We start from the raw sequence: 14,201 nt of genomic DNA on the forward strand, positions 1-14,201 counted from the left end.
CTGGCGCCTGGGTGCTTTGTCTGTGCCTCTGTGTCTCTGTGGCTGTGTTGCATGGATTTCAAGCGCAACCCGCTCTCATCGGGTTGTTCGGATGCGTCGTCCAGTTGGCGTAGGACCCGTCCATCACCCGTCCGGTGCGGGCATCGGTCTCACCAGGCTGGAGCGCGCGCATCGAGATGGTGCCAGGGACCGGGCAGATCGACACGCAGAGGTTGCATCCGACACACTCGGCTTCGTTGACATGGAAGTGCCGCTTGCCATCTTTCGTGGCAAAGATGGCCTGGTGCGAGGTGTCTTCGCACACCACGTGGCAGCGGCCGCACTGGATGCAGCTGTCCTGGTCAATGACCGCTTTCTGGACGTGGTTGAGGTTGAGCTGGTTCCAGTTCTTGACCGTGGGAACCGCCATGCCCTGAAAGGCCTTCAGGTTGGCGTAACCCTTCTCGTCCATGAAATTGCTCAGGCCCGAGCACATGTCCTGCACGATCTTGAAGCCATAGACCATGGCCGCGGTGCACACCTGCACGGTGCCGCAGCCCATCGCGATGAACTCGGCCGCGTCGCGCCAGGTGCTGATGCCGCCGATGCCGCTGATCGGCAGGCCGGCGGTGGTGGCGTCGCGGGCGATCTCGGCCACCATGTTCAGCGCGATCGGCTTGACCGCCGGGCCGCAGTAACCGCCGTGCGAGCCCCAGCCGTCGGTCACCGGGCTCATGGTCATGCGGTCCAGGTCCACGCCCATCACGGAGTTGATGGTGTTGATGAGGCTCACCGCATCCGCACCGCCCGCCTTGGCGGCACGCGCGGGAAAGCGCACATCGGTGATGTTGGGCGTGAGCTTCACGATGACGGGCATCTTCGTGTGCTTCTTGCACCACTCGGTGACCTGCTGGATGTACTCCGGCACCTGGCCCACCGCGGAGCCCATGCCGCGCTCGCTCATGCCATGCGGGCAGCCGAAGTTCAGCTCCACGCCGTCGGCGCCGGTGTCGGCCACGCGTTCGAGGATGGCCTTCCAGCTCGGTTCGTTCACCGGCACCATCAGCGAGACGATCATGGCCCGGTCGGGGAAGTCGCGCTTCACGCGCTTGATCTCGTCGAGGTTGACCTGGAGCGGCCGGTCGCTGATCAGCTCGATGTTGTTGAAGCCGATGACGCGGCGGTCCTGGCTCCACAGCGTGGCGTAGCGCGGGCCGTTGACGTTGACCACGGGCGGGTCTTCGCCGAGCGTCTTCCAGACCACACCGCCCCAGCCAGCCTCGAAGGCGCGGCGCACGTTGATCTCCTTGTCGGTCGGCGGGGCCGAAGCGAGCCAGAACGGGTTGGGGCTCTTGATGCCCAGGAAGTCGGTGCTCAGGTCAGCCATGGCTGGCCTCCTTGTCGAAGTGACGGGCAACGCCCAGGCCCAGGGCGCGGTCGATGGCTTGTGCGGCGCGCTTGCCGTGCTCCACGGCTTCCACGGTCAGATCGCGGCCGCCGGCGCGGCAGTCGCCGCCGGCCCAGACGCGCGGCAGGCTGGTCTGGCCATCGTCGTCGGTCTGGATGCGGCCATGGCTCAGCGCCAGCGTGCTGCCGGCGGCGTCGGCACGGTAGGTCTGGCCGATGGCGCGCAGCACCAGGTCGGCCTCGATGACAAACTGCTCGCCGGTGTCCACCAGCCGGCCTTGCTCCAGGCGCGTGGCGGCAAAGCGCATGCCGCGCAGCACGCCGCCCTCGGCCTCCACGGCCACCGGGCGCGCCCAGCAGCGGATCGTCACGCCGTGCGTCTGCGCCCAGTGCTGCTCGTGCAGCGACGCCGACAGGCTCTCCGGCCCGCGGCGGTAGACCATGGTGACTTGCTCGGCACCGAGCAGCTTGCTCTGCACAGCGGCATCCACGGCCGTCATGCCGCCCCCGATGACCACCACGCGCCGGCCCACGGGCACGATCTCCGGCGCGCTCTGGCGTAGCTCGGCGATGAAGTCCACCGCATCGCGCAGGCCGGGCAGCTCGGGCTCGGCGATGCCCAGCGCATTCACGCCCTGCAGGCCCAGGCCGAGGAAGACGGCGTCATGCGTGGCCAGCAGGCCGTCGAGCGTGATGTCGCGGCCGAGTCGACAGTTCAGCCGTGGCGTGATGCCGCCGATGGACAGCAGCCAGTCGATCTCGCGCTGGGCAAAGCCCCCCGCAACCTTGTAGGTGGCCAGCCCGTATTCGTTGAGGCCGCCGAGCTTGGGCGCGGCGTCGAAGAGGGTCACGTCATGCCCACGCCAGGCCAGGCCGTGCGCGGCAGCCAGGCCTGCTGGGCCAGCGCCCACGACGGCCACGCGCCGGCCGGTGGGCTGCGCGCGCTCGAACAGCGGCTTGCCGGGCTTGGCGAAGTAGCCCTCCACGGCAAAGCGCTGCAGCAGCCCGATCTCGACCGGCTTGCTTTCGTTGGTGTTGCGCACGCAGGCCTGCTCGCACAACACTTCGGTCGGGCAGACCCGCGCGCACATGCCGCCCAGCGGGTTGGCCGTCAGGATGGCATCGGCCGCGCCGCGCACGTTGTCCTGCGCCACCCGCTGGATGAAGGCCGGGATGTCAATGCCCGTGGGGCAGGCCGTCTGGCAGGGCGCGTCGAAGCAGTAGTAGCAGCGCTCGGCCTCGATGAGCGCCTGCGTACGGTTCAGCGGCGGGTGCGCATCGGCGAAGTTGCTCGCGTAGTCGGCGGGTGCGAGCCGGCCGGATTTCAGGTCTGCAGAGTCCACGGGCATCTCCGGGTGGAAAACAGCCAAACATTACTAGCCAGTAAAACTTGACCGAAGCGTAAAAACCCGCAGGGCCCGTTTGGTGCACGACGTCAAAATGCGGTGCATGACCGACATCGCCACCGTGACGCGCATTCCCCGCGCCGCCACCCTGCGCAAGCAGGAGGCCATCCTGGCCGAGGCTGAACGCCAGTTCGCCCGCTTTGGTTTCGAGGGCGTGAGCCTGGACAGCATCGCGGCCGTGCTCGACATGTCGCGCCAGAACCTGCTCTACCACTGGCCCAGCAAGGAAGAGCTCTACCGCGCCGTGCTGGACAGCGTCATGGACGAATGGATGGCCTGCATGACGGCCATCACCGAAGCCAGCGAGCCGCAGGCGGCGCTCAATGCCTACGTGGAGGTCAAGCTGCGCTTCAGCCGCGACCGCGCCACGGGCAACGCGGTGTTCACGCGCGAGATCATGGCCGGCGCGCCGCGCTACCAGGACGTGCTCAAGGCCCGCGTGATGCCCCTGCTGCATGCCGACGTCGAGCGCTTCGAGCGCTGGGCCGACGAGGGCCTGATCCGCCGCGTCGACTTCATGCACCTGATGTTCCTGATCTGGTCGTCCACCCAGGCCTACGCCGACCTCGCGCCGCAGTTCGCCCTCTACATGGGTAAGCCGCGCCTGGAGGACGCCGACTTCGAGGCCGCGCGCCAGCTCATCACCAGCCTGATCTGGCGCAGCCTCGAACTCTGAGGCGTCTTCAGAGCTTGAGCAGCGCTTCCAGGTTGACGCGCAGCTTGAGCTCCGCCGGTGCCAGGCTGGCCGCGATGGCTTGTGATGCCAGGCGCGTGTCGCGCACCACCGGGGCACTCAGCGGGCTGCCGCTCTTGCCGAGCAGGGCGGCCACCAGCGGCTCGTTGGCGCTGAAGCCGCGCTTGAACACCAGGCCGACTTCGCCGTTGGCGAGTCGCACGATGGTGCCGGGCGGGTAGAGGCCCACCACCTTGATGAGCGCGGCGCCGGCTTCGTCGGGCTGTTGCTGCTCATCCAGGAACACCGCGCGGGCGGCCTTGGCGCCGCTCAGGGCCGGACGGCTGCGGCGCGGGGCGAGGCGGGCGCCGAAGATGTCGATGCGGCGCAGCAGGCGGGCCAGGGTCTCGCCCGCGCTGCGACCGGTCAACGGGCCGGGGCCGGCTTCATGGTGCAGGCGCACGGCCGTGAGCCAGGCCTGGTCCTGGATGCCGAGCTCGGCCAGGCGCGTGGCGGCGCGGTCGCCGTGGGCGGCCATGGCCTGGCGCTGCGCCGGTGTGGCGGCGTCGGCCTGGCTGGCCATGCGGTCGTGGGCCGCGGTGGCGCCGTAGTTCATGGTGAGTGCTGCGCCGTGCAGGGCTTCGCGCAGGGCGGGCGGCAAGTGCAGCTGTTGGGCAACCAGATCGGCCAGCAGCAGGGTCAGCAGTGCATGGCGGGCGCTGTAGTCGGTGAACTCCTGGCTGGTCTCGAAGATCAGCAGCAGCAGCGTCGCATCCGGGTGTGCATGCAATCGCTTGAGGGCCGCGTCCCGCAGGCCGGCCAGCCGCGCCGGGAAATCCGCCGGCTGGTTCTCGCGCAGCAGGTTGTGGGTGTGCAGCAGCAGGTCCGACCAGGCCTCCCGCGGCCCGAGTTCGATCTTGGGCGGGCTGCCGGGCTGTGTCTCCATCCGGAAGCTGGAGTCGGCCTTGGCGATGTCGGCCAGCGGCACATCCTTCAGCACCAGGGTGTCCAGGCGATGCGCACGGGCGCGCTGGTACTCCATCGTCTGCTCGGCGCTGACCCAGGCGCCGCCATCGATGAGGCTGCGCACCAGCGGCGAGTCGCGCAGCGTCTGGCCGCGGGCGAACAGCAGCTGGCCGCCGGCATCGAACAGGTCGTAGGGCAGCGTCATGCCCAGCCGCAGGGTCCGGGCGGGGAGAGGGATGAGTTCAGAGGCCATGGATCCGGGCATTGTTCGGCAGGAACGACAGGTCCTTGAGCACCGGCGAAGGCCGGCTGCGTAGAATTCCCGGCTTCATCCGAGGAGCGCTGCGAGGTTTTCCCCAGGCTCGGATTGTGATCTCCAACGGCGCTCATCGATCTCCCGCCCGTGGACCGCCATCGATGACCCTCACGCCGCCCCCCCTGAAGCTTTCCGGCCTGGAACCCGTTGCCATCGGCGCCGGGTCGCTGTTCGTCAACATCGGCGAGCGCACCAATGTCACCGGCTCCAAGGCCTTCGCGCGCATGATCCTGGCCGGCCAGTTCGAAGAGGCGTTGGCGGTGGCCCGCCAGCAGGTCGAGAACGGTGCCCAGGTCATCGACATCAACATGGACGAGGCCATGCTGGACAGCCAGGCCGCCATGGTGCGCTTCCTGAACCTGATCGCCGGCGAGCCTGAGATCGCGCGCGTGCCGATCATGATCGACTCGTCGAAGTGGTCGGTCATCGAGGCGGGCCTGAAGTGCATCCAGGGCAAGGGCATCGTCAACTCGATCTCGCTGAAGGAGGGCGAGGCTGAGTTCAAGCGCCAGGCCACCCTCGTGCGCCGCTACGGCGCAGCCGCCGTGGTGATGGCCTTCGATGAACAAGGCCAGGCCGACACCTTCGCCCGCAAGACCGAGATCTGCGAGCGGGCCTACCGCATCCTCGTGGACGAGGTGGATTTCCCGCCCGAGGACATCATCTTCGACCCCAACATCTTCGCGATCGCCACCGGCATCGAGGAGCATGACAACTACGCGGTCGACTTCATCGAGGCCACCCGCTGGATCAAGCAGAACCTGCCCGGCGCCAAGGTCTCGGGCGGCGTGTCCAACGTGTCGTTCAGCTTCCGCGGCAACGAGCCGGTGCGCGAGGCCATTCACACCGTCTTCCTCTACCACGCCATCCAGGCGGGCATGGACATGGGCATCGTCAACGCCGGCATGATCGGCGTCTACGACGACCTCGACCCCGAACTGCGCGAGCGCGTGGAAGACGTGGTGCTCAACCGCCGCCCTGACGCTGGCGAGCGACTCATCGAAATCGCCGACCGGGCCAAGAGCGCCGGCAAGGACGACTCCGCCCGCCTGGCCTGGCGCGCGGGCGACGTCAACGCCCGCCTCACGCATGCGCTGGTGCACGGCATCACCGACTTCATCACCGAGGACACCGAGGAAGCCTGGCAGGCCATCAAGGCCACCGGTGGGCGCCCGCTGCACGTCATCGAGGGCCCGCTGATGGCCGGCATGAACGTCGTGGGCGACCTCTTCGGCGCCGGCAAGATGTTCCTGCCCCAGGTGGTCAAGAGTGCCCGCGTGATGAAGCAGGCCGTGGCCCATCTGCTGCCCTACATCGAGGAAGAAAAGCGTCTGCTGATCGAGGGCGGCGGCGACGCCAAGCCCAAGGGCAAGATCGTCATCGCCACCGTGAAGGGCGATGTGCACGACATCGGCAAGAACATCGTGACCGTCGTCCTGCAGTGCAACAACTACGAGGTCGTCAACATGGGCGTCATGGTGCCGGCCCAGGACATCCTCAAGAAGGCCAAGGAAGAGGGCGCCGACATCATCGGCCTGTCGGGCCTGATCACGCCGAGCCTGGAGGAGATGCAGCACGTCGCCGCCGAGATGCAGCGCGACGACTACTTCGCCGCCCGCAAGACGCCGCTGCTCATCGGCGGCGCCACCACGAGCCGGGTGCACACGGCGGTCAAGATCTCTCCGCACTACGAGGGGCCGGTGGTCTACGTGCCCGACGCCTCGCGGGCGGTCGGCGTGTGCAGCGAGTTGCTCAGCGACGAGCGCGCGGCGGCCTACATCGCCGAGCTCAAGGCCGACATCGAGAAGACCCGTGCCCTGCATGCCGGCAAGAAGCAGACGCCGCTGGTGAGCCTGGCCGAGGCCCGTGCCAACGGGGCGCCGCTGGACCTCGCCCGCGTGCCGCCCGCGCCCAAGTTCACCGGCCGCCGGGTGCTGAAGAACCTGGACCTGGCTGAACTGGCCCGCTACATCGACTGGGGCCCGTTCTTCCAGACCTGGGACCTGGCCGGCCCCTTCCCAGCCATCCTCGACGACGAGATCGTCGGCAGCGAGGCGCGCAAGGTCTACGCCGATGCGCAGGCCATGCTGAAGAAGATCATCGACGGCCGCTGGCTGCAGGCGCATGCGGTGTTCGGCCTGTACCCGGCGGCACGCGCGGGCGATGACGACATCGCCATCCACAGCGAGCCGCCGATGGTGTGGCGTGGCCTGCGCATGCAGAGCGAGCGGCCGGTGGTGGACGGTGTGAAGCGACCCAACCGCTGCCTGTCGGACTTCGTCGCCGAGCAGGGCGACCACATCGGCTTGTTCGCCGTCACGGCGGGCCTGGGCGTGGACAAGAAGGAAGCCGAGTTCCTGGCCACGCACGACGACTACGCCGCCATCATGCTCAAGGCCCTGGCCGACCGCCTGGCCGAGGCGGCCGCCGAATGGCTGCATGAGCGCGTGCGCCGCGAGTTCTGGGGCTACGCGGCCGACGAGTCCTTGAGCAACGAGGAGCTGGTCGCCGAGAAGTACAGCGGCATCCGTCCCGCGCCGGGCTATCCGGCCTGCCCGGACCACCTCGCCAAGCGTGACCTCTTCCGCGTGCTCGCGCCCGACGAGATCGGCATGGGCCTGACCGAGAGCATGGCCATGACGCCGGCGGCCAGCGTGAGCGGCTTCTACCTCGCCCACCCCGATGCGGCCTACTTCAACGTCGGCCGCATCGGTGACGACCAACTCACCGACTGGGCGGCCCGCTGTGGCCTGAGCGAGGCCGACGCCCGCCGGGCCCTCGCGCCGTTGCTGGGTTAGGCGGCGCTGCCCTCAGCCGGCGCGGTTGCGCGCGCGATGGTCTCGAACAGGCGTCGCTTGGGCAGCGGCTTGTAGGCCAGCAGCACGCCCATCTCAGCCGCGCGCGAGGCGGCCCGACCGGCCAGGTCGCCGGTCAGCAGGATGGCGGGCGTGTGCTGCCAGCCCGGCTGTTCGCGCAGGCGGCCGATGGCGTCCAGCCCGTTGGCGCCCGCAAGGTGCAGGTCCGAGATGACCAGGTCGGGTTGCGGCAACTCGCCCGCGTCGATGGCCGCCTGCAGCGCGCTCGGCGAGGCGTAGTCGTGCAGCGTGTGGCCCGCCGCCGCCAACAGCTTGCACATGGCGCCGCGGATCGCGCCATCGTCTTCCATCACCACGATGTGCAGCGACCGGCTGGGGAGCTCCGGTGCGGGTTCCACGGCCAGATCGTCCGGCGCGCGAGGCAGCAGCACGCTGAAGGTCGACCCCTGGCCCACGGTCGACTCCAGCTGGATGGACAGCCCCAGCAGCCGCGCGGCCCGCGCAACGACCGACAGCCCGATGCCCAAGCCCTGCTCCGATTCGCGCAGGGCGTCCAGCCGCACGAATTCGCTGAAGATGTCCTGCCGCTTCTCCGGCGGGATGCCGACCCCGGTGTCCTCGATCTCGACGCGCAGACCGTCCGGCGTCGCCTGGCAGCGCACGAACACCCGGCCGCGCTGCGTGTACTTGATGGCGTTGGAGGTCAGGTTGAACAGCATGCGCCGCAGCAGGTGCCGGTCGGTCAGCGCCCACAGGTTCTCGGCGGCGTCGACCTGCAGCATCAGGCCCTTGCGTTCGGCCACGCGCGTGAACTGGGCCTGCACCTCCAGCAGCAGTTCGCCCATCGGCACCGGCGCGATGCGCGGCTCGTAGCGGTCGGACTCCAGCTGCGTCATGTCGATCAGCACATCGAGCATGTCGGCCAGCACCGCACCGGCACGCCGCAGCTCCTGCAGGGAGCCGCCCGCGCTGGGCGCGTCGGCATGTGCGAGCACCTCGCTGAGCAGCCCGATGGCGTGCGCCGGTTGCCGCAGGTCGTGGCAAGCCGCCGCCAGCATGCGGCTGCGTGAGGCATTCAGGCTGGTCAGCCGGTCATTGGCCTGGGCCAGTTCGGCCGAGGTCAGCGCCAGCCGGCGGCGCTGCTGGGTCTGGATGCGCAGCAGCACCGCCACGATGAGCAGTGCCACGGCCAGGATGCCGAGCCCTGCGCCCATGAAGAGCCGGCGTTGCTCCTCGATGGCCTGGCGCGAGCGCAGTTCTTCGTTCTCGCGGCGCTGTTCGGTCACCTGGTAGCGCGACTCGATCTCGGCCCGCGCCACCTCGTTGGCTTCGCCGACCCGCCGCAGTGAGGCACGCCGGTACTGCAGGGCGGCGCGATGCGCGTCCTCGAAGTCGCCCACCAGCGCGTAGGCACTGGCGATCGAGCTCCACAGACTCTCTTCGATGGCCGCCGAGCCAGTGGCAATCGGCCCCTTGGCGTGCACCTCCAACGCGCGGATGGCCGGGATCGCTTGCGGGTCGCGCGCAGCCGCACGGCAGAGCACCACCAGCCGCTCCATCGAAATGCGGGCGCCGGCAATGTCCGGCACGCCGAGCGGCCCCCGAACCTCCGGTGCGCACAAGCTGCCCTTGGGCGAGCTGCGGTAAGCAAGCGCGAGGGCCAGGGCGAGCTCCGACGCGCGCGCCACGCGGTAGGCCACCAGCGGCGTGGCGTCCATGCCGTCCCGGGCGAGCGCGCGCTGCTGTTCAAGCAGCCGCTGCAGACCCTCATCACGCCGGCCGGCGCGGGCCAGCGCGTTGGCCTCCCATTCCACGAAGGCCATCGCGGCCCAGGGCAGCCGCCGCGCATTCATGTCGGCCTGGGCCTCACGCGCCATGTCCGTCACACGGCGCAGTTCGTCGGTCGAGGCGGCGGCATACAAGGCGGCATGCGTCTCCAGGATGCGCGTCTCGATGAGCTGCATCTCATCCATCGACCGCTCCTTCGCCTGCACCAGCTCCGCAGTTGCCGCCGAGGACTGGGCTTCTTCCAGGCGTGCGACCGCCAGCGACAGATGGGCTTCGGCGACCAGCACGGGGGACGAGTCCGCCAGCCGCAGGGCCTGAGCGGCGTGTTCTGCCGCCTTGGCCAGGTCGCGATTCGCCGTCTCATAACGGACCAGGCCGGTAAGGGCGGAGACCTGCGCGGCGTTGTCCTTCGGCTCACTCGGCAGCGTGACGTCGGCGGCCACGGCGTCATACACCGACTTCAGGTCCGCCACCAGGACACGGCTGGCGGTGAGCTTGAGGTACCAGCCGCCCCACAGCTTCATGGCGGTGCGGTCGCCTGCGCGTTGCGCCTGCTGGAACTGGGTGCGCGTCGTCGCGATCTCGCGGGGCAGGTCCTGGTAGGCCGCCGCGCGGCGTTCGGAAAACCAGGCTGCAGCGTCGAAGGGGGCTTCGGAGGCGGCCAGCGCAAGCCCGTGCAGGCACGTCAGCGCCGTCACCAAGACCATGCGAAACCGAAGCCGCATTTCCATTCCCGCCCCCGTCCAAAGTCCGTCGTGCCGCGCGTGGCCATCGAGGCCGAAGCCCGCAGCCCTATGGTTAGCCCGCTAGATCTGGCGCCTAGCTCGAACGAGGGGACTGCCTTGCGTCGGCCCTCGCTGGTCATTTGATGCGACCTTGTCCTACATTGTGGATGACCTGGGTCGGCCATGCTCACGCTCATCTCGACAAAACCACAAAGGCTGCCATGTCCTCCAGCCCCGCCACCGTCAAGTCCGTTCAGATCGTCGCCGGCGTCGCCGTGGTGATGGCCCTGCTGGGCGGCGCCTATGCCGTGGGCCGCTCGCAGCAGGCCGTGACCGCCCCGACGGTGGAACCCGTCACGGCGCAGGCGCCTGTCGAACCTGAAGTGCCCGCGCCGACCAAGGCCCAAGTGCAGCCCCAGCCGCAAACGCAGCGCCTGGCGAGTGCCCAGCCGGTGCGCGAGACCTCGCGTGCGCCCGTCGCGGAGAGCCGTGAGGCGGCGCCGGCCCTGTGCAACGGCTGCGCCCGCGTGACCGACATCCACACCGAAACCCGGCGCGGCCAGTCCAGCGGCGTGGGCGCGGTGGGTGGCGCGGTGGTGGGCGGCCTGCTCGGCAACATGGTGGGTGGCGGCAACGGCCGCAAGCTCGCGACCGTCGCGGGTGCCGTGGGCGGCGGCTACGCCGGCAACGAGATCGAGAAGAACCAGAAGAGCTATACCGTCTGGGTCATCCAGATGCGTGAGGCCGATGGCCGCCTGCGCCGCTTCGAGCGCAGTGCTGACCCGGGTCTGCGGGTGGGCGACGAAGTGCTGCTGACCGAGCAGGGCTTCACGCGCCGCTGAGTTGCGAGGGGGCTGAGCGCCCCCTTGGCCGTTTCACGGCCTGAAATTTGCTTGTCTCCCCCGACTGCGGCGCCCCTCGGCGCTGCACGTCTGGGGAGGCAAAGTGTCGAAGTTCGTCCGCTGGTTGGGCCGTTTGAGCGTGGGGCGCAAGCTCTCGCTGATCTATCTGCTCGACCTCAGCGCCGTCATCTACGTGTCGGGCATCCTCATTCACGAGAAGCTCGATGCGATCGATTTCACTCGCAAGGAAGTCGTCGGCGCCGCCTACACCGAGGCTGTCCGCCAGCACCTGATGGGCGCGCTGCTCGGCCAGCCGCTGGCGAGCGGGCCGGGCTCGCCGCTGGCTGAAGCGCGTGCCGCTCACGACGATGCCCTGAAGGCCACCGAGCAGGCGGCGGCGATGCAGGTGCAACTGGACGCCCTGGCCGCCGTCCACGAGCCGTCCAGCGCACGGTTGCCCCAGCCAGCGCTCGCCACCCGCGCCCGCGAGCTGCTGACCACGGTGGCCAACCAGTCCAACCTCATCCTCGACCCGGACCTGGACAGCTACTACGTCATGTCCCTGGTGTCCTTGCGCTACCCGGAGCTGCTGCAGGGCATGCACGAGGCGCAGGCCCTGGCGACCGGGGCGCCGGGTGCAGCCCGGCAGGTGGACCTGCTGACGGTGGCCGGTCGGCTGACGGCCGTGGTGCAGGGCATCGAATCGGACTTCCTGCAGGCGCGCAAGGCCGGCGATGCTGCGCTGGAGGCGGCGCTGGCCGCACGTCATCGCGCACTCATCGACGCCATCCAGGCGCAGGAGGGACTGCTGCGGGCGCTGGCCAAGGGCGGGGATGACCCGGGCCGGGATATGGCCACCAGTGCCGCCCTGACGGACGCCTTCGCCCACGGCCAGCAGGCCCTGGACCAGGCCTGGGCCGACGGCCTGCAGCAGATGCAGCGCCTGCTCGCGCAGCGCGTCGATGGGCTCTACCGCAAGATGGCCTTGCACCTGGGCACGGCGCTGGCCTTGCTGCTGGCCATCCTGTCGCTGGTCTACCTGGTGGCCAGCCAGATCGCCCGGCCCCTGCGCGACCTGGCGACCGTCGCCGAGGCGGTGCGCCAGACGTCGGACTACACCCGCCGCGCCCAGTGGCACAGCAGCGACGAGATCGGGCGCCTGTTCAATGCCTTCAATGCCATGCTGGCCCAGCTGGATGAAGACCGGCTCGTGCAGCAGGAGCTGGCGGCCACGGCGCGTGCGGCCGATGCCCAGAAGGCGCTGCTGGAGGCGTCGCCCATTCCGTTGATGGTCACGTCCGTGCCCGACCATCACATCCTGCACTTGAATGAACCCGCACGGCCCTGGCTGGGCGACATCAGCCGCGATCCCTGGCGCCAGGCCTTGGAGCCGGGGGTGCGGGCGCGCTTCTTCCAGCGCCTGGCCGACCGTGGCGCGGTGGACGAGTTCGAGGTGCGCTGGCGCAGCGGGCGCGACACGGCCTGGGCGGTGCTGTCGGCGCGGCGGCTGGAGTTCCAGGGCCAGGACGCGGTGCTCACGGCCTTCACGCCCATCAATGTGCTCAAGGTGATGGAGCAGCGGCTGGAGCTCTGGGCCAAGGTGTTCGAGGCGTCATCCGAGGGCATCACCATCATGGATGCCCAGCGGCGCATCGTCAGCGTGAACGCGGCGTTCTGCCGGCACACCGGCTACGAGTTCTACGAAGTGGTGGGCGAAGCGCTGGATGCGCTCATCGACGGGCCCGGGCCCGTCTGGGACGTGGGCAGCGACGGCTGGCAGGGCGAGGTGCAGCTGCGCCGCCAGTCGGGCGACACCTTCCCGGCGTGGCTGATGGTGTCGGCCGTGCGAGAGGGCGGCGGCGGTGAGGCGGCGCACTACATCGGCATCGCCATCGACATCACCGATCGCAAGGCCAAGGAGGAGCGCATCCGTTTCCTGGCCCAGCATGACGTGCTGACCGAACTGCCCAATCGGGCGCTGTGCCAGATCCGCCTCGGCGAAGCGCTGGCCGAGGCGCGCCGCACCGGTGAGCGGCTGGCGGTGCTGTTCATCGACCTGGACCGCTTCAAGCTCGTCAACGACACGCTGGGCCATCACATCGGCGACGGGCTGCTGCGCACGGTGGCGCGCCGGCTGCAGCTGGCCGTGCGCGGGGAAGACACCGTCAGCCGGCTCGGCGGGGACGAGTTCGTCATCGTGCTGCGCAACGTGGGCAGCCGCGAGGAGCTGGATGTGCTGGTGCATCAGCGCCTCATCCCGGCGGTGCGTGCGCCGATGGTGGTCGAGGGGCATTCCCTGCATGCCTCCTGCAGCGTGGGCGGCGCGCTCTTTCCCGAAGATGCGCTGGAGCAGGACGAGCTGATGCGCCGGGCCGATGCCGCCATGTACGAGGCCAAGGCCGCCGGGCGGGACACCGCGCGCTATTTCTCGGTGGAGACCGACCAGCGCATCTCGGCCCGCCAGGCCATGGAGGCGCAGCTTCGGCAGGCCGTGGCCAACGGCGAGTTCACGTTGGCCTTCCAGCCGCGGTTGTGCGCGCACACCTCCCGGCTGCTGGGCGCCGAGGCCCTGCTGCGCTGGGACAACCCGGTGCTGGGCGCCGTGCCGCCGGCGGAATTCATCGGCCTGGCCGAGGAAACCGGGCTCATCCAGGCCATCGGCGCCTGGGTGCTGCAGCGGGCCTGTCAGCAGTGGCGGGCCATGACCGAGATCGAGCCGGCGCTGGACGGGCTGCATCTGTCGGTCAACCTGTCCGTCGCGCAGCTCGCCGACACGCTGCTGGTGCCGCAAGTGCAGTCCGCATTGACACGGGCCGGCTTGCCGCCTGCTTGTCTTGAGCTGGAGCTGACCGAGTCTCACCTGATGGACAACCCGGAGCAGGCTCAGCAGCAGCTCGCGGCATTGAAAGCGCTCGGCGTGCTGGTGTCCATCGACGATTTCGGCACCGGCTATTCGAGCTTTGCCTACCTCAAGCGCTTCGACCTGGACAAGCTCAAGATCGACCAGTCCTTCGTGCGCGGCATGCTGGACGACGAGGCCGCGCGGGCCATCGTGCAGGCCATCATCGGCCTGGGCCACACGCTGCACCTGAGCGTGGTGGCCGAGGGGGTGGAGACCCTGGCCGCGGCCCACGCGCTGGCGGCGCTGGGATGCGACGAGCTGCAGGGCTACGGCTTCGGCCGGCCGATGGCGCAGGATGACTTCCTGCGCTGGGTGCAGGGCTGGTCGGCCGGGCACGAGCGGCGTCGGCACCGGCCCGAGGCATCGGCCGCCGCCTGAAGC

The 14,201-nt window shown here is 69.4% G+C and carries 8 protein-coding genes and 1 riboswitch; of the genes, 4 read left to right on the plus strand and 4 right to left on the minus strand.

The genetic code is table 11. From position 1 onward, the window contains the following. Nucleotides 1-58: 58 nt before the first annotated feature. Together preA and CDO81_RS20590 are read right to left on the minus strand one after the other, a co-directional pair. Nucleotides 59-1,366 carry an NAD-dependent dihydropyrimidine dehydrogenase subunit PreA gene (preA, locus tag CDO81_RS20585; RefSeq protein WP_088485118.1) on the minus strand — a complete coding sequence of 436 codons (1,308 nt, stop codon included), beginning with the start codon at nucleotides 1,364-1,366 and terminating at the stop codon, nucleotides 59-61. Then, entirely contained in the window at nucleotides 1,359-2,735 is a 1,377-nt protein-coding gene (locus CDO81_RS20590; RefSeq protein WP_088485119.1) for an NAD(P)-dependent oxidoreductase, read from the minus strand. Before CDO81_RS20590 ends, preA begins: the two co-directional genes overlap by 8 nt. 100 nt (nucleotides 2,736-2,835) lie before the next feature. Here CDO81_RS20590 and CDO81_RS20595 point away from each other — a divergent pair, with 100 nt between their 5' ends. Beyond that, nucleotides 2,836-3,468 (plus strand): TetR/AcrR family transcriptional regulator, encoded by a 633-nt coding sequence (locus CDO81_RS20595; protein ID WP_241517081.1) that lies wholly within the window; start codon nucleotides 2,836-2,838, stop codon nucleotides 3,466-3,468. A 7-nt stretch (nucleotides 3,469-3,475) separates the two neighbouring features. Here the strand turns inward: CDO81_RS20595 and CDO81_RS20600 are convergent, their stop codons facing one another. Beyond that, the gene (locus CDO81_RS20600; RefSeq protein WP_088485121.1) at nucleotides 3,476-4,684 is read right to left on the minus strand and encodes an HD-GYP domain-containing protein; all 1,209 of its coding nucleotides are present in this window, start codon (nucleotides 4,682-4,684) and stop codon (nucleotides 3,476-3,478) included. A 75-nt stretch (nucleotides 4,685-4,759) separates the two neighbouring features. After that, nucleotides 4,760-4,826: riboswitch (S-adenosyl-L-homocysteine riboswitch) on the plus strand. 22 nt (nucleotides 4,827-4,848) lie between these two features. Here CDO81_RS20600 and metH point away from each other — a divergent pair. Next, nucleotides 4,849-7,545 (plus strand): methionine synthase, encoded by a 2,697-nt coding sequence (gene metH, locus CDO81_RS20605; protein ID WP_088485122.1) that lies wholly within the window; start codon nucleotides 4,849-4,851, stop codon nucleotides 7,543-7,545. Here metH and CDO81_RS20610 read toward each other — a convergent pair. After that, nucleotides 7,542-10,049, minus strand: a complete 2,508-nt coding sequence (locus CDO81_RS20610; RefSeq protein WP_158218364.1) for a sensor histidine kinase — start codon at nucleotides 10,047-10,049, stop codon at nucleotides 7,542-7,544. The two genes, metH and CDO81_RS20610, sit on opposite strands and share 4 nt — an antisense overlap. A gap of 248 nt (nucleotides 10,050-10,297) precedes the next feature. On the opposite strand from CDO81_RS20610, the gene CDO81_RS29165 reads away from it, so the two are divergent. Together CDO81_RS29165 and CDO81_RS20620 are read left to right on the plus strand one after the other, a co-directional pair. Beyond that, nucleotides 10,298-10,918, plus strand: coding sequence for a glycine zipper 2TM domain-containing protein (locus CDO81_RS29165; RefSeq protein ID WP_088485124.1), 621 nt, complete (start codon nucleotides 10,298-10,300; stop codon nucleotides 10,916-10,918). A 103-nt stretch (nucleotides 10,919-11,021) separates the two neighbouring features. After that, a complete protein-coding gene (locus tag CDO81_RS20620) occupies nucleotides 11,022-14,198 on the plus strand; it encodes an EAL domain-containing protein (RefSeq protein WP_088485125.1) in 3,177 nt (1,058 codons plus the stop codon). Nucleotides 14,199-14,201 lie beyond the last annotated feature (3 nt).

It is taken from the genome of Roseateles puraquae, assembly GCF_002205845.1.
Classification (GTDB): domain Bacteria; phylum Pseudomonadota; class Gammaproteobacteria; order Burkholderiales; family Burkholderiaceae_C; genus Pelomonas; species Pelomonas puraquae.